The organism is Alteromonas sp. 76-1 (genome assembly GCF_900654235.1).
Taxonomy (GTDB): Bacteria; Pseudomonadota; Gammaproteobacteria; order Enterobacterales; family Alteromonadaceae; genus Alteromonas; species Alteromonas naphthalenivorans.
Genome location: NZ_LR136958.1, coordinates 571,451 through 590,273, shown reverse-complemented (window position 1 = coordinate 590,273; position 18,823 = coordinate 571,451). Strand labels below are relative to the sequence as shown.

The window sequence follows — 18,823 nt, the reverse complement described above, 5'->3', positions numbered from 1 at the left end:
CCAGACGGGGTTAGTTTACGCGTCGTATGGGTTACGTAAAACAATCGTCTCGTTACGATCAGGGCCGGTAGAAACAATATCTACAGGAACACCGGTAAGGTGCTCTAGGCGCTGAATATAATTTTTCGCAGCTTGTGGTAAGCCCGCAAACGTAGTAACACCGTACGTGTTGTCGCTCCAACCTGGCATTTCTTCATACACTGGGGTGACTTTATCGTAACCGTCAGCCGCCATTGGAGGCACATCTTTTACCTTACCGTCTGCATCTTTATAACCGACACAGATTTGTAAAGTTTCAAGGCCATCAAGCACGTCTAACTTCGTTAAGCAGAAACCGGTAATCGAGTTGATTTGTACGGCACGTTTCATTGCCACGGCATCGAACCAACCAGTACGGCGTTTACGACCGGTAGTCGCGCCGAACTCATGACCTTTAACACCTAAATGATTACCCACTTCGCAATCAAGCTCGGTCGGGAATGGGCCAGAACCTACACGTGTGGTGTAAGCCTTAACAATACCCAGTACATAATCTAACTTTAACGGACCAAAACCAGCGCCGGTAGCTACGCCGCCAACAGTAGTATTAGAAGACGTTACATAAGGATATGTACCGTGGTCGATATCAAGTAATGTACCTTGCGCACCTTCGAACATGATTGGCAAACCCGCTTTATGGGCTTTATCTAGTTCGTCGGTAACATCAACCACCATCGCTTTAAGGATGTCAGCAACGGCCATGGCACCTTTTAAGGTTTCATCAAAATCGACCGCTTCTTCACCGTAGTATTTAGTCAATGTGAAGTTGTGTACATCAAGTACTTCTTTGAGCTTAGCTGCAAAGTCTTCTGCATTGAATAAATCGCCCACGCGTAAACCACGGCGAGCCACTTTATCTTCGTATGCTGGACCAATACCGCGCCCAGTAGTACCAATTGCTTTAGCACCACGAGCTTTCTCACGCGCTACGTCTAAAGCAATGTGATAAGGAAGAATAAGCGGGCATGCTTCACTGATTTTCAAACGCTCACGAACTGGAACACCACGCTCTTCAAGCATAGTCATTTCAGTCATAAGTGCGTCTGGGCTGAGTACTACGCCGTTACCAATAATGCAGGTAACGTTGTCACGCAGAATGCCTGATGGGATTAAGTGAAGAACGGTTTTTTCACCGTCGATTACTAGAGTATGACCTGCATTGTGACCGCCTTGATAGCGAACCACATATTTTGCTCGATCAGTAAGTAGGTCTACTACTTTGCCTTTACCCTCGTCACCCCATTGAGTGCCGAGTACCACAACGTTCTTTGCCATGAATCATATTGTGTAAGAAAATTAGGCGGGGATTCTATCAAAAATTCATACCCTTTATCATCTGTTTTATGCGCAAAAATACGCCAGTTATTGCAGATTTATGGACTTTTTCAGTCTGAACCTCGCTAACCATCTGTATATTCGAACTATTTTTAGTTACGCATTTAAGCCTATTAAGACAAGTAAAAAAGGCAAACCACACCGATGACAACTAAAACACCGCCGGTTTGGCGTAATTGATTGGTCGGCATCTGACTTATTTGCAATAAATATAAGCGCCAGCGCGTAGGAAATAACAAAGGGCCAATTCCCTCTACAATAAGCACTATTGCTAGCGCGGGCCAAAGCCAGTCCATTATATACCTCATTGTTTTATTTAAATTATTGTCACCTAAACCCTGTAACATACCATAAAGCGTACTAGCAGCTAGCGGCGCTTAAGGTAATTACGTAAGCATAGTAATCACTCATCAGAGAATACGGCACACATAAATACCTTATTTTGCTAACCTAATGGTTATTCGAGTATTTAATATTCAACCTACTGAAATTTTTCACTTTTTCTAACGCAAAATAGTGCAAAAAATCTATCATCTGCTATATGTAAAGTATTGCACTCAATCACACGGAAACAAATTCATGCGTTTTCCCAAATATGGAAATTATGCGTTAGATATCTCTGGGAATGTATTGGAAGTGTTTGCTACGGGCGCGTGGAATTTAAAAACCGCTGAAGCCTTTTCTGAAGAAATGCATGACCTAGTGGACAGGTTCGAAGATAAACCATGGGGCGCTATTCTAGATGGCCGCAGATGGGTATTGTCTACACCAGATACACAACAAGTCGTCATTGGCGCTATAAAACATAGCATTACTAAAGGGCTACGACGCTCTGCCTATGTGTTAGACACCGGCATGGTAAAGCGCGCGCAGCTAGAATATACCCACCCTGCCAAAGAAAGAGACTTTAATCTTCAAGGTTATGAAAGAAACTACTTTCAGCACTACTTCTCAGCGCTTAATTGGCTAGACAAAGAAGGCTTTTCACCTATAGCCAAAACGTAAGGGCACATAAGCGCCCTTACATTTAATGTTAATAAAGCAAGCTGTAGACCTTGCGTCTATATTCAGATTTGAGCGCATCACCGTCGGTTAATGCATTAATCATATCCAGCATTATTTTACGTGCATCCCCAAAGCCTAGCTCTTTTTTAAGTACGCTGAGCAACAAGGATAACGCCTCTTCCGATTTATTAGCTTGGTGTAACTGCACAGCCAAATCCACTTTAAGTTGTAAGTCATCTGGATTAGCCGCTACCGACGCCTGCAATTGGCGAATTTCAGGTGTATCAGCTGCCTGTTCAGCAAGTTCTATTTTACCGTTAAGGGTATTATAACGCGCATCTTGATCGACTAACTTAATCTCGTCCAACATGGCTTTAGCCTGTGTTATCGACCCTGTCTCAATGTAGCAATCAATAACCATATACTTGGCATTGATGTTGTCAGGGCTCATCTCTAAAACTTGTTTCGCATTCGATAAGCCTTCTACATAGTCGCCCCGTTGAATAGCTTGTCCTGCCGCCGCAAGAAAATCATCTTCTGGATTAGGTAGGTACTTAGCTAGCATCTCACGAATTTGCGCTTCGGGTTGCACACCCGCAAAGCCATCTACAGGTTGACCGTTTTGCACCACCATCACGGTCGGCAAACTACGGATACCAAATTGGCCTGCAACTTCCTGCTGCGTTTCGCAGTCTACTTTGGCAAGAATAAGGTGTTCGGCATACTCTCCTGCTATCTTTTCTAAGATAGGCAGTAAATCTTTACATGGCTCGCACCAGTCTGCCCAAAAATCAATAAGCACTAGCTTTTCTTGTGATGCTTCCAAGATAACTTGCTGAAAATTTTCAACAGTAATATCAACGATAGTTGCCGCATTGTTCGCAACAAGATTGTCCATAACGTGGGCCTTTTAAAACATTTATTTTCTGACAATGAATATGGGGTAACTGATAGCAAAAAACAACCGCTACAAAAAATCGGCAACAATGTCGTATTCACGACATACTTACCTTGGCTGGCGTGTTAATTTGTTGTTAACTCACGCATAACGATACTCACTGGAGGGCTACGTCATGGCTACCGAGTCAAACGTTCAAACTCAATTTCAATCTTTTAGCGAGTTCTATCCTTATTACCTTGCAGAACATGCCAATTTAACCTGTAGAAAATTACACTTTATTGGTTCTTGGTTAGTGTTAGGTGTCATCGCCAGCAGCTTAATTACGAGTAACTTCGCATTGTTATGGCTGATCCCAGTAGTAGGCTACGGCTTTGCGTGGGTGGGGCATTTCTTTTATGAGAAAAATAGGCCTGCGACTTTTCGCCACCCGCTTTATAGCCTGCTGGGAGACTGGGTGATGTTTAAAGACATTCTAATAGGTAAAGTAAGTCTTAGCGCTTAGCGACTGTAAAACCCTATCACCTAATCGGTACAAAAAACAAAAAAGCCAGACGCACACAGTGAAGTGACACCCAGTACGCTGGCTTTTGAAATTTTAGTCTCAATATCTAGCCGTTTTCAACACGGCAGAAATAAGGCTACGCCACTCATTTACTTAGCAGGGGTAAGCTTTAACACTTTGCCGTTGGTGGCATCGGTTAGTAAATAGATAGCGCCGTTAGGTCCAACTTCTACATCACGAATACGGGCTTGGTTATCACGCACATATTCATGCTGCTCACCAGGCTTACCGCCATCCATCTCGATATGTCGTAAGTGAGTGAACTTTAACGAGCCTACTAACAAATCTCCGTTCCACTGTGGAAACAAGTCACCGTGGTAGAAGGTCATACCGCTTGGTGCAATAGAAGGGTCCCAGTAAAGTACGGGTTGTTCCATGCCATCCATATGCGTTTTATTACTAATAATGTCGCCGCTGTAATCAATACCATAGGTAATGACAGGCCAACCGTAGTTAGCACCTTTCGACAGCAAGTTAACTTCATCACCGCCCTTTGGCCCGTGTTCCATTGCCCATACTTCACCCGTTTCTGGGTGAATGGTAATGCCTTGAACATTTCGATGGCCGTAACTATAAATTTCAGGCGCTTTACCGTCAGTAAAAGGGTTATCGCTAGGCACACTGCCATCGCGGTTAATTCGCACAATAGTACCGAAATGGTTATCGGTATTTTGCGCTTCCTTCATATATTTATAACGGTCGCCCAAGGTGATAAACAATTGCTTGTTCGCATCAAACGCTAAGCGACAACCAAAATGAAAGCCATTATCAATAAGTGGCGCGGCACTAAAGATAGTTTCTACATTTGCCAGCGCGTTACCGCTTAGTGTTGCTTTGGCAACGCTACTGCTGCTTCCACCTTCACCCGGCTGGCTAAAACAAAAGTAAACCGTGTTATTAGCTTCAAACTCAGGGTCGATAGCAATATCTAACATACCGCCTTGATTATTCGCTTCTACCTCAGGCACATTTGATAAGCGCGGCGATAGTTCACCGGATTGACTTAGGCGCCTAATACCGCCCTCTCGCTCGGTAATCAGCATGTCGCCGTTAGGGAGGAAGGTCATCCCCCAAGGGTGAACTAATCCTTGTGCTAATTCAGTAACGACAAGGTTTTCATCTGTTGGTGTTTTAGCATCTGCTTGTTGCGAAAACGCTGGCTGAGTTGCCCCAGCCAGCGTTAATGTACAAACAGACAGCACGTTTATCATAGTGCGTGTCATAATTTATCCGCCGTGAAGTATATTCCGGCTTATTTTGCCAACATTGCGCGAAGCATCCAAGCAGACTTTTCGTGAACGCGCATACGGTCGCCAATCAATGCAGCAGAAGATTCATCATCTGCGTCTTGCGCTAACTTAAGTGAATCACGTGATGTTTTAACCACTTGCTCGTGACCATGGGTAAGTAACGCCACCATTTCTGATGCTTCAGGTACACCTTCCACTTCATCAATTGCACTTAATTCCGCGAATGATTTGTAAGTACCTGGCGCTGAAACACCCAGTGTACGAATACGTTCAGCAATTTCATCTACGGCTTCTGCAAGCTCTGTGTATTGCTCTTCGAACATCAAATGTAGTTGTCTAAATTGTGGACCTTCTACATTCCAATGGAAGTTATGGGTTTGTAGGTAAAGCGTGTAAGAATCTGCTAATAGTTTTTTAAGGCCTTCAGCCACTGCATTACGATCTTCTTCTGAAATGCCGATATCAATCTTGCTCATATATCTCTCCTTGGGTTAGCAACTAATTCACTAATTTAGAATTGGAAATACCATTCAAATCTTACCTTAATGATACTCTAAGAATATTGATTTGGATTATTATTTTAACGATTGTACACATCTACTTTGACGATTCACTTCAGTGATGATGCTGATGGCCTGCATCTTTACCCATTCCTTTAACCGGTAATTCAACGGTGTAGTCAGCGGCGGAATCAAAAGACAAGGTCAATGACACTCTGCTTCCTTCAACCAGTCCTTTTTCTAATCCCAACAACATCACGTGATACCCGCCAGGCGCAAAAGAAACCGAGTCATTTGGCGCTATGACTATTCCTTCTTTTACTTCTCGCATACGCATCATGTCATCATTCATTTCGGTGGTATGAATTTGCGCGTCGCTGGCAATATCACTGCTGACCGTAACGCCCGTTATTTTAGTCGGTGTTTCGCTTTGATTATGCAAAGTGAAATAAAGTGCTGCAGATTGTGCCATTGGAAACGTAGCGCGGGCGTAACCGGCACTAATAGAAATAGGGTGCGTAGCTTGAACACTGCACGCCGACAGCGCAAACATAAACAGGGCGAGTAACTTAAAGGGTAAAGAATGAGTAATAGGTGTCATACCGCTGCTTCCAAAAAAAGTTGGCTGCTAGTGTACGGTAGGTTTATTCAATAAAGAAGAGAATATAGAAAATCTGGAGATGTATCCCGAAAGGGAAAACTATAACAACGAAGCTAACCTAGAAAACGCTAGGTCAAAACATTGTATGAAGGCCTTTATGTAAAAGACCATAACGTGAAAGACCCTACTGTGAGAGAATGGTGCCGACTGCCGGAATCGAACTGGCGACCTACTGATTACAAGTCAGTTGCTCTACCAACTGAGCTAAGTCGGCACACTTTTCACACCCGCTGGGTTAACAGCGGATGCGTATAATAGCCACAATTAAAAGGTTGTCAACCTTTTAAACGTTTTGCCTCGCCAATCAGTTTCGGAAAGTACTCTAATGGCAAATATTGACTCAAATCGTGTAATTTTTCGCCCAATTTTGTGTAGCTGTCAGTAGTCACATTAATATGACCCATCTTGCGTTTTTCGCGCACCGACTTTCCATACCAGTGCAGATGACTGCCATCAATACTCAAAAGTTCTCTTGAGAAACTGCTGCAGCCAATAATATTAATCATTGCGCTTGGGCCAATAGCCGATGTGTCACCCAAAGGTAAACCACAAATGGCACGAAGATGATTTTCAAATTGACTGGTTACTGCTCCCGATTGACTCCAATGACCAGAATTATGCACTCTTGGCGCAAGTTCATTAACCAAGAGTTCATCACCACACTGAAATAATTCCACCGCTAACACGCCGACATAGTCCATGCCTTCAGCCAGTTTCACGAAAATATCGTGCGCTTTGGCTTGAAGTGCATCGTCAACTTGGGTAGCAGGGGCAACCGACACATGAAGTTGGCCTTGATAATGTAAGTTTTCAGCAAGCGGGTAAGTACGCACATCACCTTGCTTATTGCGTACCCCAATTAATGAAAGTTCACGTTCAAAAGGCACCATCTTCTCTACCACAAGAGGTACTTTCTCTAAATTTAAGGTAGCTAAAGCCCGTTTAAGCTCAGGCAACTCTTCTTTATTCGCTAATCGCCATTGACCGTAACCATCGTAGCCATCACGACTGGATTTTAGAATGAGCTTTTCACCAAGCGTTTCAATGCATTCATCAAGCTGTTCTAGGTGAGTAACAATGCGGTGTGCACTGTTAGCGACCTTCATGCCCTCAAGCAATGCTTTCTCTCGCACTCTATCAGCACCGACTAAAATGCTTTCAATGCTGGGCATTAACTTACCCGTTTTGGTAGCTTCTTCAAGCAGGTGCTCTGGCACATGCTCAAATTCTACCGTGAGTGCATCAGCACCTTCTAAGGCTTGGTCTAAGGAAGTATCTAAAGGGCTTTTACTTACAGGGTGCACGACAGTATCGTTGTTTACGTCGACAGCCTGCACTTCAATGCCAAGCGGACTGCCCGCCAAATACATCATTTGCGCCAATTGGCCTGCACCGTAAACGACTACTCTCATTCGTCAAGCTCCAAAGTATTGCTAGAAGCCAATACTGTTTCAGTCTGCTGCTTTCGAAAGGCAATAACCGCATCGCGTACATTCGTATCTTGCAATGCCACCACTTGCGCCGCTAGCAAACCTGCATTGGCTGCACCCGCTTCGCCGATGGCTAATGTGCCAACCGCAACGCCTTTGGGCATTTGTACAATTGATAACAGGGAATCAAGACCGCTTAATGCTTTAGACTTTACTGGACAACCGAATACTGGCAAGTGCGTGTGCGCAGCAATCATTCCCGGTAAGTGTGCTGCACCACCTGCGCCAGCAATAATGGCACTAAAGCCTTCATCTGCTGCCCCTTCGGCAAATTCAACCAACAAGTTTGGCGTTCTGTGTGCTGACACCACTTTTGCGTCGAATTCAACACCAAACGACTTCAGCATTTTTGCTGCTTGTTGCATGGTGGGCCAGTCTGAGGTCGAGCCCATAACTATTGCGACTTTTGCCATCTAGAAATCCTCTGAGATAGGTAAATTGGATAACCGGAAAAGCCCGCGATTGTAGCCTAAATCGCCAACAAATCCCACATATTAGCCGTAAGTGATCTGGCAAGGCCTTCATTTTCGTAAAACCCCTATATAATTACAAATAGTTAATCCTTCCAGTGCCACTTGGTATTCTTTATGACTACCTTTTTCACTTGGCTGGTTGTGGGCCTTCATAAGGCTTAGGTAAACGGAGGTATCGATAATGTCGAAAGCACATCAAACAGACGTAATTGATGACGCGATTAAAGAAGTACAGGTTGTAGTATCAGATTTTCTCAATCGAGAAGCCGCGCCTGGCATTTTACTGATGATTGCTACTGTACTGGCGCTTATTATTGCTAACTCCCCTCTTGATCACCTTTACGACCAATTAATTAGCCTTCCAGTGCAAATTTCTGCGGGCACGTGGGCGATTGATAAACCCTTATTGTTATGGATTAACGACGGTTTTATGGCCGTTTTCTTCTTTCATGTTGGACTAGAGTTAAAACGTGAAATATGTGAAGGCGAGTTATCAAATCCTAAAGACATTATTTTACCTGCCACCGGTGCGATTGGTGGCATGTTATTACCTGCCCTAATTTACGTAGGCATTAACTGGGATAACCCTGTGGCCATTGCCGGTTGGGCGATTCCAGCGGCAACCGATATTGCCTTTGCATTGGGTATTTTGGCGTTATTAGGGAGTCGTGTACCCACTAGCCTTAAGATTTTCTTAGTCACCTTGGCCATTATTGATGATATTGGCGCTATTGTGATAATTGCGCTTTTCTATACTAACCACATCACTATGGGCGCGCTGTTAGTGGCAGCAGCGTGCTTACTGCTGTTGTGGCAAATGAACAGACGAAATGTAGTGGATATTCCCGCCTATATGATGGTAGGTATTATATTGTGGGTAGCCATGCTCAAATCTGGGGTGCATGCTACGCTAGCAGGTGTGATATTAGCGGCTTTTATCCCTATGCGAGACAGTAGGGATGAAACCTATTCACCGGTTACGCGCTTAGAACATAGCTTAAATAGCACGGTAAGTTTCGCCATTTTACCCCTTTTTGCTTTCGCTAATGCAGGAATAAGCTTCGGTAATATTAGCCCCGAGGGTATTTTTCACCCTGTTACTTTTGGCATATTTTTAGGCTTAGTGATTGGTAAGCAAATTGGCGTATTTGGCTTTTGTTATCTGATGATTAAACTCAAGCTAGCGACCTTGCCTGATGACCTTAACTTAAAGCATATTTACGGTTGTGCACTGCTGTGTGGTGTGGGCTTTACCATGAGCTTATTTATTGGTGGTTTGGCTTTTGAAGAAACGGGTATTAATCAGATTTTTGACGAGCGAGTAGGTATTTTGGCCGGGTCAGTTGTATCAGCAATCTTGGGTTACATTGTATTGTATTTCGTAGGCAACAAACCGGTTAACAATGAAGGTAAGATAGCCTCAAACGCGAGCAAGCTCACGGGCAATACTGTCGATTAATACCTGCTTCCTAATTGGCTTGCTTAAATGTGCATTCATACCCGCGGCTAAACATGCCGCTTTATCATCTGCATAAGCATTTGCCGTTAGTGCGATAATGATCACCTTATCTTTATTTTTAGCTTGTTGGCGAATGTGTTTCGAGGCTGTCAGCCCGTCCATAACGGGCATTTGGTAATCCATCAAAATGACATCAAACGCATGACGCTTTGCGGCTTCAATCGCTTCCATACCGTTTTTAGCCCTAAAGCGTTTAACGCCAACAGAGCCAAGCATATCCATTACAATATCGGCATTTACATCGTTGTCTTCAGCAAGCAATACCCTTAATGTACTTGGTAAAGACTGTATTTTTAAATTGGAGGAAGCTTCTTGCGCGTCGCCTTTCTCACACGGAAAACTAAAACAAAACGTGGTACCCGTGCCTTCATTGCTGTCAACTGAAATACTGCCACCAAGTAGCTCCACTAAGCCTTTTGTGATGGCTAAGCCCAATCCAGTTCCACCATAATCTCGGGTTATAGTGGCATCAGCCTGTTCAAATTGGTCGAATATACTCTCTATTTTTTGTGCAGATATGCCAATGCCCGAATCAGTAACCGAACAAGAGAGCTCGCCTTGTCTGTACTTGGCCTCAACCAAAATGGTGCCTTGGTGAGTAAACTTAATTGCATTGCTGACAAGGTTATTAATGATTTGACTAAGCTTACCACCATCAGTAATGACCGCTTTTGGCACGCTTTCATCAATATTAACGTTAATCGAAATGCCCTTCTTACTTGCACTTCGCTCATATAGCACACTACATGCATCAATGGTCTGGGCGACGGAAACACTACGCTTATCTAGCAACATTTTACCAGATTCAATTTTTGACCAATCTAAGATGCTATCAAGGATCATTAATAGGTGGCTGGCAGAAGTCGAAATCGTTTCTGTTCTATGCCGTGCCCCGCTAGGTAAAGGTAATTCCATCATTAATTCACACGATCCAATAATGCCGTTCATTGGGGTACGTATTTCATGGCTCATATTGGCTAAGAATTGGGTTTTAGCCACGCTCGCCGCTTTTGCTTCTTCAAGCGCCGTAGCCAAATGTCGCGTTTTCTCTTCTATCTTATTTTCTAAGCTATGGTTGAACTCAGCAAGCTCTACGTTCAACGTTTGTTCTTTAACGCGGGCAAATTCAAGGGCTTTAAACGCATCAACTAGGCGCCCTTCTAAGCTACTGAACTCGTCATTTAGTGAAGCGAGTTCCTGTATATGCAACGTACTCCCCACCAAGTTAGGCTCTCTACGCACTTCTGAGGGCGTAAAATTGGCGATATAACGTATGAGCCTGCGAATAGGAGACTCAATCATTCGTGCCACCACAGAGCCCATAAATGTACCAAATACAGACAAGACAAGTAGCAACAATAAATCAGTCAACAAATACTCACTCATTACCGACAACAAACGTCGATAATCGTAGTAATAGCTAACCTGCCAATTTGCAGTAGGCAGCTGACCTTGCAGCCTCAACCACTCCTTATTGAGCGGTCCGTCTTCAATTTTTATATCACACTCACCTTCGCATAAATACGAAGGTGCTTTGTTCAGTGGTTTCAAGCCTAGCTCTGATGATGCGTAAATAACCTCGCCCTTTGCATCTTCGAGCAAAAGCGAAAAACCATCGAGATTAAGGGCATCTACTGAAGAGAAGCTGCGTAGAGATAATGAGCCCTCCACGATACCAATAGGTACGCCATACTCATTTATAATAGGTGAAGACATGGCAACAATGGCGTCGTTTCCAAACCCTTGGCCTTGGAAAACGTTAGAAAGATACGGCCCGCCCATTTCCATTGCCTGAGAAAAATAAGGCCGATAAGCCACATTTGCAGCCCCAGCTGCCTGTGCTTTATTTAGCAGCCCAGGTGGGTAGGAATGGGTTATATTCCCACTTTCATCAGCCACTAAGAAAGTGATGAATTCAGGATAGTGCGCAGCCAAAACTGAAAGCTGATTGTTGCTAGCCTCTTCTAATTTTTCAATCGCATAAGGCGTAGAAAGTGACTGCGAGGCAACCGCTATCGCTTTTTGGTGTTGCCCAATAAAATCGGATAGCTGTTGCTCTAATACCGCGACACGTTGTTGCATGTAGCGAATAATTTGTGCTTCTTGATCATCTTGATAAAGCGCTACAGATAAATACACCACCGCCATGGAGGCTGCAAAAAAACAACCTGAGAAGAAATAACTGAACAGGAAATGCAGTGAAACTTTTTCTTTTGAACCTGTATTAGTGTGTTTAAGCCCTTTATTCGCTAGAAAGACAAAATGCCCAGAGATAAGCCCAAACACGCCACTTACCCAAGTAACAAGCACGCCAGAAAACATCATCGTTGGCTGGTCGGCTTCGTAAAGCGCGTGCTCTAATAATAAAATGGGGAGGAAAATAAGTGACCAAAAACCAGCACCAACTTTAATGACTCGGCTCAGGGATTTTTTATATCCAAATAAACTTACTACGATAGGCAGTAAAGACAGGCTTTCTTTACCCACAATACTGCCGTGAGTTAGCCATAAGGGGACGCAGATAATTAACGCAATAGGAATTGCGACTATAGGAGGAAACCGTAGTGCGGCGTATACGCCAACCCCTACCCCGAATACAGCGATACCGCTGCTATCAAATGGCGCAGGCACTGCATTTAATGCAATACCCACAACCACTACAAGTAACAGGTGTAATACCAGAGATAACGACCACCGATGTTTATCGTACAACAACGCCCCCCACTGGCATCACCATGATTAATGTTGCGCCATGTAATCTAACGTAAAGTTAGTCAGTAGTTTCACGCCTAACTTCATACCCGAATCGTCTACGTAAAATTCAGGTGTGTGGTGAGCAGGGCTCTCTTGCTCGGAAACATCTAGAGGCTTACCACCTACCCAAACGTACAAACCTGGTACTTTTTCTTGGAAAAAGGAAAAGTCTTCAGCACCGGTAACCGGCTTTGAAACGATAGCATTTTCAGCCCCTGCGGTGCGTTGCATGGTTGGTACCATGGCTTGCGTAAGTGCGGGATCGTTATAGGTAATGGGGTAGTAGTAATCTAAAGGAAGCGTAAGTTCGGCTTTTGCGCCCATGCTCTCGGCGATAGCGTTCACTTTACGTGGAAGCGATTCGTAAATGTGTTCACGGGCCGCTTTATTTAGCGTGCGAATGGTGCCTACCATCTCCACTTCATTGGGAATAATGTTAGAGCGGTTTCCACCATGAATTGAACCAATAGAAACCACTGCTGCATCATCAATAAGCTTAAGTTCACGGCTAACAATGGTTTGAATAGACATGATCATTTGCGCCGCAGTGACCACTGGGTCGACACTTTTCCACGGGTATGCGCCATGGGCTTGCTTACCATGAATAACAATTTTGAACGGGTCTACCGCAGCCATGGTGCCACCAGAATTGTAGCGCACTGTGCCTACATCAGTGTTCGAACTAATATGTAACCCGAAGATAACGTCTACATCAGGGTTTTTAAGTACCCCTTGTTTAACCATGACTTCAGCACCGCCGGTTTCACCAGCAGGTGCGCCTTCTTCAGCAGGTTGAAAGATAAACTTCACTTTACCTTTAAGTTCGCCTTTAATACTGGTCAGTATCTTTGCCGCCCCCATTAGCATGGCCATGTGCGTATCGTGTCCACATGCATGCATAACAGGCACTTCTTGGCCGTTATATTCACCCATTTGCGTAGAACGGTAGGACAAATCACCCTGTTCTTTAACCGGTAAGCCGTCCATATCTGCACGAAGTGCAACTACAGGGCCTGGTTTGCCGCTATCAAGTATTGCAACTACGCCAGTGCTGGCCACACCCGTTTCAACTTCTAGGCCTAGCGATGTTAGGTAGTTAGCTACGTATTTTGCGGTGTTAAATTCACGATTAGAAAGCTCAGGGAATTCGTGAAAGTGGTGGCGCCATTCAATAACGTCTGCTTCTACTTCCGTAGCCAATGCATCAACATCGACTTGTGCAAAGGAAAAAGTGGCACAACTTACCATTGCGAGCGAGATTAACTTTCGATACATAACATCTATTCCGTTGTAGAGTAAAACGCCAGAATAAACTATCTGGTAGCTAAAAAATACGAGTACCAATTGCGGTGTGACTTTTAAAAATAACCTATTTAATGGGCATCGAACATTAGACAGAAGTATAATAAGAATTATTTCGATTAGGTGGGTAGTGAAATTCGGACACAAAAAAAGCGCCCTTAGGCGCTTTTTCTATAAAAACGGGTTAGCTCTTTTGACGCTTCATGGCGTTGAAGAACTCATCGTTAGTCTTAGTCATAGCGAGCTTATTGATAAGGAACTCTATGGCATCAATCTCTGACATCTCGTGCACAATTTTGCGTAAGATCCACATTTTCTGTAGTTCTTCTTGTGACGTTAATAGCTCTTCACGACGGGTACCTGAACGGTTGAAGTCGATAGCTGGGAATACACGCTTTTCAGCAATCTTACGATTTAAGTGTAATTCCATGTTACCGGTACCTTTAAACTCTTCATAGATAACTTCATCCATTTTAGAGCCAGTATCGATAAGCGCTGTAGCGATAATGGTTAAGCTACCGCCTTCCTCAACGTTACGTGCAGCACCAAAGAAACGCTTAGGCTTATGCAGTGCATTGGCATCAACACCACCGGTAAGTACTTTACCTGATGATGGGATAACCGTGTTGTAAGCACGTGCCAAACGAGTAATTGAATCAAGTAAGATAACCACATCTTTCTTGTGCTCAACTAAGCGCTTCGCTTTTTCGATAACCATTTCAGCTACCTGAACGTGACGGCTTGCAGGTTCATCGAACGTTGAAGCAACCACTTCACCTTGTACCAGGCGATGCATTTCTGTTACTTCTTCTGGACGTTCGTCGATAAGCAATACCATCAATTCACATTCTGGGTGATTGGCTGCGATAGACTGGGCAATATTTTGCAGTAGTAATGTTTTACCTGCCTTTGGCGGCGCAACAATAAGACCACGCTGACCTCTTCCGATTGGCGACGCTAAATCAAGTACACGAGCCGTGATATCTTCGGTTGAGCCATTACCACGCTCCATACGCAAGCGGTCGTTTGCGTGTAGAGGTGTGAGGTTTTCAAATAAAATTTTGTTTCGTGAGTTCTCTGGTTTATCAAAGTTTACTTCACGAATTTTAAGTAATGCGAAATAACGCTCACTGTCTTTCGGAGGACGAATTTTTCCTGCGATAGTGTCGCCGGTTCGTAAGTTAAATCGACGAATTTGGCTTGGTGATACGTAAATATCATCAGGCCCTGCTAAATACGAAGAGTCTGCTGACCGCAAGAAACCAAAACCGTCCTGTAAAATTTCCAGAACCCCGTCACCGAAAATATCTTCGCCGCCTTTCGCATGCGATTTCAGTATCGAGAATATGATGTCTTGTTTTCTAGCGCGAGCCATATTTTCCAGGCCCATTTCTTCGGACATGGCGACTAATTCGCTAATCGGTTTGTTCTTTAATTCTGTTAAATTCATACTGGTGGGTCTTTGTGCTTGGGGTTTGCTTACAGGACTGGTAGTCACTCTGTTCTAATTTTTGATTTGATTATGCCTGAATAGAGGCTAAGCAGAATGCTGCTCGGGTGAGCGCTAAGGAAAAGTTAGCACTAAAATTAATCAACGTCCAGCGTTTTACTCGTCAATTGTTAAATAACTTGTATTCACACTGTTGTAGGCGATGTAACTGCTTATTTTCACGTGAAAATAAAAAACCGGTAGCTCGGCCACCGGTTTTTTCTGTACTACTCTATTTTACTAAAGGTTTTCGTTTAAGAACTCAGCTAACTGAGTTTTAGATAACGCACCTACTTTCGTTGCCGCCACGTTACCGTTTTTGAAAAGTAGTAATGTAGGAATACCACGAATACCATATTTAGGTGGAGTTTCGTTATTTTCATCGACATTCAACTTGCCAACTGTTAACTTGCCTTCAAACTCGTTCGCAACTTCTTCTAAGATTGGCGCGATCATTTTACAGGGGCCACACCATTCGGCCCAAAAGTCAACCAGTACAGGACCTTCAGCATTGATAACATCTGCTTCGAATTTATCGTCAGATAACTGGATAATTTTGTCGCTCATTCTTTTCTCCATTTTTGGTCGGTCGCTGATTTGTTTCAGCTCTACCATAAGTGTTATATAGAAACCGTTTTTAATGCAAGCACTGATAAGCTATAAGCTATGCCTACTCACTTAACTGATACTCATTTTTCCGACCTGCCGATTAATAGCAAGGTTGTTGACGCCTTAACGGCGGCAAATTTTAATAATTGTACACCAATACAGGCGTTATCTCTGCCTCCGTTGCTTGAAGGCTTAGATATTGCCGGACAAGCTCAAACGGGTACAGGTAAAACTATTGCCTTCTTGGTTGCTACTTTTCACTATTTGCTAAGCAAAGCAGATAATGACGAGAACAGCAAATCAAAAGGACCTCGAGCCATCATAATGGCACCGACGAGAGAGTTAGCCGTTCAGATTTTCAACGATGCCAAACTGCTCAGTGAGCATACCGGTTTATCGCTTGGATTGATTTATGGGGGCGAAGGTTACCAAAGTCAACGGGAAACCCTAGAAGAAGGGGTAGATATCATTATTGGTACGACAGGACGCATTCTGGATTATTATAAACAGAACGTGTTTACCTTGAATAATATTCAAGTTGCCGTACTTGATGAAGCCGATCGCATGTTCGATTTAGGCTTTATTAAAGATATCCGCTTTTTGTTCCGTCGCCTACCGCCTGCTACTGAACGCCTAAGCATGCTGTTTTCAGCTACACTTAGTTATCGCGTTCAAGAACTCGCTTACGAACACATGAACAACCCAACTCACGTTCAAGTTGCGCCAGAGCAAACGACGGCGACACGGGTCTCGCAAGAGCTGTTCTACCCTTCAGATGATGACAAGATGCTACTGCTTCTTTCGCTATTTGAAGAAGAATGGCCAGACAAAGCTATTGTGTTTGCTAACACCAAATACAGTTGTGAGCGCGTGACCGACTGGCTTACTGCCGATGGTCACCGTGTGGGCTTGTTAAGCGGTGATGTACCACAGAAAAAACGCTTGGGTATTTTGGAAGACTTTACCAAAGGTAAGCTAGATATTTTAGTGGCTACGGATGTTGCCGCACGTGGCTTACATATTGATTCTGTCACCCATGTGTTTAACTATGACTTACCTGATGATGCAGAAGACTACGTTCACCGAATTGGTCGAACCGGTCGCGCTGGTCAAAGTGGAATAGCAATAAGTTTTGCGTGCGAAAAATACGCGATGAACTTGCCAGATATTGAAAAATATATTCAACATGCTATTCCTGTTACTGATTACGATGCGAGTGCTTTGCTTGATGATGTAAATGCGCCTAAACCAAGACGCAGACGCACACCAAACACGAGAAACTCGTCTCGACGCGGCAACGGTAAAGGTCGTGGCAACAGTGGTGGAAATAGAGGTAAACCGTCTAACCGCGGAAACAGTAACTAACATTCGAGACAATATGCAGGCAGAACTTCAACACGACTCTGAAAGCTATGGCGAGTATTACGCCGCTGTAGACTTAGGCTCTAATAGCTTTCACATGGTCATTGTTCACGTAGTTAATGGTAGCGTTCAGATCATTGGTAAGGTGAAACAGAAAGTACGTTTAGCGGCAGGGTTGAATGACGACTTTGCACTAGATGAAATGAGCATGGAGCGTGGTTGGCAGTGCCTGCAAACCTTTTCCGAACGGTTACAAGATATTCCTCCCTCAAATATTAAGGTAGTGGCTACCGCTACCTTACGCCTTGCGACTAATGCCCAAGTGTTTATTGGGAAAGCCGAACAAATTCTCAAGCATAAGCTCAACGTGATAAGCGGTGAAGAAGAAGCACGTCAGATTTATCTTGGCGTAGCCTATACCTCTGCGAATCAAGGTAATAGCTTAGTGATAGATATAGGCGGTGCCAGTACTGAAATTGTTATTGGCAACGACATGCAACCCATCCACTTAAAAAGTTTAGATATGGGCTGCGTGACCTTTATGGAACGCTATTTTGATGGCGGAAAAATCACTGCTGAAAACTTCGAAAATGCCAAGCAAGCGGCGAAAGCATTACTTTTACCCGAAGCGGACGCCTTTCTTTGTTTTGATTGGGAAAATTGCTTAGGTGCCTCTGGTACTCCACAGGCCATCACTGAAATACTGGTGGCGCAAGGCATTAGCGATTCAATACGACTTGATTACCTTTATCACCTAGAAAAACAATGTGTTGAATGTGGTGAAATTAACCAGCTTAACATTGAAGGTTTAGAAGAAAATCGCAAGGCCATTTTTCCTTCTGGCTTAGCCATTTTAATTAGTTTATTCGAAGCCTTAGCCATTCAAAATATGAATATTTCTGGTGGCGCACTTCGTGAAGGGCTTATTTACGGCATGTTAGATAACATGCAGGAAAATGACCGTCGCGATCAAACGCTAAACCAGACGATGGCGCGTTACCATATCGATAAAGCCCAAGCGAATTCAGTTAAAAGTGTAGCAACCCAGCTGTGTTCACAGTTATGTTCACAGCAAAATATTTGTCACCTTGATACCGAAGCTATTTTAGGTGCAGCGGCACTTCTTCATGAAACCGGCTTGCATATAGAGTATAAAAAGCATCATGAGCATGGCGCTTACATTCTGTCTTTTATTGACTTGCCAGGCTTCACACGCTTGCAGCGAGCGGCTATACGCGACCTTGTTGCCCATCATCGTTTAACCATTCCCACTGATGCTTTTAGCAATTACCATGATGACTCTCAACCTATGCTGCAGGGTTTGCTTAGGCTATTGCGTATTTCTGTGGTGCTGTGTTTACGAAGACAAAACAAGCATATCCCCCATGTAGACTTAGTCTGCGAAGGTGATAAATGGGAAGTCTCCTTCCCTGATGGCTGGCTGAAAGCTCACCCGTTGATTAATGCTGAATTGGCCAATGAAAGCTGGTTACAGCACAAAGCAGGCTGGGAACTCGTCTGTAAATAGCCGGTGCTATAAAGAATCAAGAATAAAAAAGGGATGCGACATTA

General features: G+C 43.9%; 17 protein-coding genes and 1 tRNA gene. 5 read left to right on the top strand and 13 right to left on the bottom strand.

Features of this window, described 5'->3' with window-relative positions; translation table 11 throughout:
* Positions 1 to 15: 15 nt before the first annotated feature.
* Positions 16 to 1,314 (bottom strand): adenylosuccinate synthase, encoded by a 1,299-nt coding sequence (locus ALT761_RS02465; RefSeq protein ID WP_129736136.1) that lies wholly within the window; start codon positions 1,312 to 1,314, stop codon positions 16 to 18.
* Between the two features lie 173 nt (positions 1,315 to 1,487).
* A complete protein-coding gene (locus tag ALT761_RS02460) occupies positions 1,488 to 1,670 on the bottom strand; it encodes a DUF2065 domain-containing protein (protein ID WP_013785593.1) in 183 nt (60 codons plus the stop codon).
* Between the two features lie 283 nt (positions 1,671 to 1,953).
* On the opposite strand from ALT761_RS02460, the gene ALT761_RS02455 reads away from it, so the two are divergent.
* On the top strand, positions 1,954 to 2,379 hold the full coding sequence (locus tag ALT761_RS02455) for a hypothetical protein (protein ID WP_129736134.1): 426 nt from the start codon (positions 1,954 to 1,956) through the stop codon (positions 2,377 to 2,379).
* A 28-nt stretch (positions 2,380 to 2,407) separates the two neighbouring features.
* Here the strand turns inward: ALT761_RS02455 and trxA (ALT761_RS02450) are convergent, their stop codons facing one another.
* The gene (gene trxA / locus ALT761_RS02450) at positions 2,408 to 3,277 is read right to left on the bottom strand and encodes a thioredoxin (RefSeq protein ID WP_013785595.1); all 870 of its coding nucleotides are present in this window, start codon (positions 3,275 to 3,277) and stop codon (positions 2,408 to 2,410) included.
* A 175-nt stretch (positions 3,278 to 3,452) separates the two neighbouring features.
* On the opposite strand from trxA (ALT761_RS02450), the gene ALT761_RS02445 reads away from it, so the two are divergent.
* Positions 3,453 to 3,782, top strand: coding sequence for a DUF962 domain-containing protein (locus tag ALT761_RS02445; RefSeq protein ID WP_013785596.1), 330 nt, complete (start codon positions 3,453 to 3,455; stop codon positions 3,780 to 3,782).
* Positions 3,783 to 3,931: 149 nt separating this feature from the next.
* Here ALT761_RS02445 and ALT761_RS02440 read toward each other — a convergent pair whose 3' ends face one another.
* From ALT761_RS02440 to purE, 6 genes are all read right to left on the bottom strand, one after another.
* A complete protein-coding gene (locus tag ALT761_RS02440) occupies positions 3,932 to 5,065 on the bottom strand; it encodes a PQQ-dependent sugar dehydrogenase (protein WP_129736131.1) in 1,134 nt (377 codons plus the stop codon).
* 29 nt (positions 5,066 to 5,094) lie between these two features.
* Entirely contained in the window at positions 5,095 to 5,568 is a 474-nt protein-coding gene (locus tag ALT761_RS02435; protein WP_013785598.1) for a Dps family protein, read from the bottom strand.
* Positions 5,569 to 5,707: 139 nt separating this feature from the next.
* Positions 5,708 to 6,193 carry a copper chaperone PCu(A)C gene (locus ALT761_RS02430; RefSeq protein ID WP_129736128.1) on the bottom strand — a complete coding sequence of 162 codons (486 nt, stop codon included), beginning with the start codon at positions 6,191 to 6,193 and terminating at the stop codon, positions 5,708 to 5,710.
* Between the two features lie 198 nt (positions 6,194 to 6,391).
* Positions 6,392 to 6,467 (bottom strand) — tRNA-Thr (locus ALT761_RS02425).
* Between the two features lie 61 nt (positions 6,468 to 6,528).
* On the bottom strand, positions 6,529 to 7,665 hold the full coding sequence (locus tag ALT761_RS02420) for a 5-(carboxyamino)imidazole ribonucleotide synthase (protein ID WP_129736125.1): 1,137 nt from the start codon (positions 7,663 to 7,665) through the stop codon (positions 6,529 to 6,531).
* Positions 7,662 to 8,156 (bottom strand): 5-(carboxyamino)imidazole ribonucleotide mutase, encoded by a 495-nt coding sequence (purE, locus tag ALT761_RS02415; RefSeq protein WP_013785601.1) that lies wholly within the window; start codon positions 8,154 to 8,156, stop codon positions 7,662 to 7,664. The genes ALT761_RS02420 and purE overlap by 4 nt, the downstream gene beginning before the upstream one ends.
* Before the next feature lie 241 nt (positions 8,157 to 8,397).
* Here purE and nhaA point away from each other — a divergent pair, with 241 nt between their 5' ends.
* On the top strand, positions 8,398 to 9,675 hold the full coding sequence (nhaA, locus tag ALT761_RS02410) for a Na+/H+ antiporter NhaA (protein WP_129736122.1): 1,278 nt from the start codon (positions 8,398 to 8,400) through the stop codon (positions 9,673 to 9,675).
* On the opposite strand, the gene ALT761_RS02405 is transcribed toward nhaA, so the two are convergent.
* The 4 genes from ALT761_RS02405 to trxA (ALT761_RS02390) form a co-directional block, all read right to left on the bottom strand.
* The gene (locus ALT761_RS02405) at positions 9,637 to 12,447 is read right to left on the bottom strand and encodes a hybrid sensor histidine kinase/response regulator (RefSeq protein ID WP_129736119.1); all 2,811 of its coding nucleotides are present in this window, start codon (positions 12,445 to 12,447) and stop codon (positions 9,637 to 9,639) included. The genes nhaA and ALT761_RS02405 overlap by 39 nt on opposite strands.
* Positions 12,448 to 12,474: 27 nt before the next feature.
* On the bottom strand, positions 12,475 to 13,764 hold the full coding sequence (locus ALT761_RS02400) for an amidohydrolase (protein WP_129736116.1): 1,290 nt from the start codon (positions 13,762 to 13,764) through the stop codon (positions 12,475 to 12,477).
* A gap of 211 nt (positions 13,765 to 13,975) precedes the next feature.
* On the bottom strand, positions 13,976 to 15,241 hold the full coding sequence (gene rho / locus ALT761_RS02395; RefSeq protein ID WP_013785605.1) for a transcription termination factor Rho: 1,266 nt from the start codon (positions 15,239 to 15,241) through the stop codon (positions 13,976 to 13,978).
* Between the two features lie 279 nt (positions 15,242 to 15,520).
* Positions 15,521 to 15,847 (bottom strand): thioredoxin TrxA, encoded by a 327-nt coding sequence (gene trxA / locus ALT761_RS02390; RefSeq protein WP_013785606.1) that lies wholly within the window; start codon positions 15,845 to 15,847, stop codon positions 15,521 to 15,523.
* A 99-nt stretch (positions 15,848 to 15,946) separates the two neighbouring features.
* Between trxA (ALT761_RS02390) and rhlB the strand changes: the two genes are divergently transcribed.
* Positions 15,947 to 17,254, top strand: coding sequence for an ATP-dependent RNA helicase RhlB (gene rhlB, locus ALT761_RS02385; RefSeq protein ID WP_126872911.1), 1,308 nt, complete (start codon positions 15,947 to 15,949; stop codon positions 17,252 to 17,254).
* 13 nt (positions 17,255 to 17,267) lie between these two features.
* Entirely contained in the window at positions 17,268 to 18,779 is a 1,512-nt protein-coding gene (locus ALT761_RS02380) for a Ppx/GppA phosphatase family protein (protein ID WP_129740546.1), read from the top strand.
* The last annotated feature ends 44 nt before the right edge of the window (positions 18,780 to 18,823 follow it).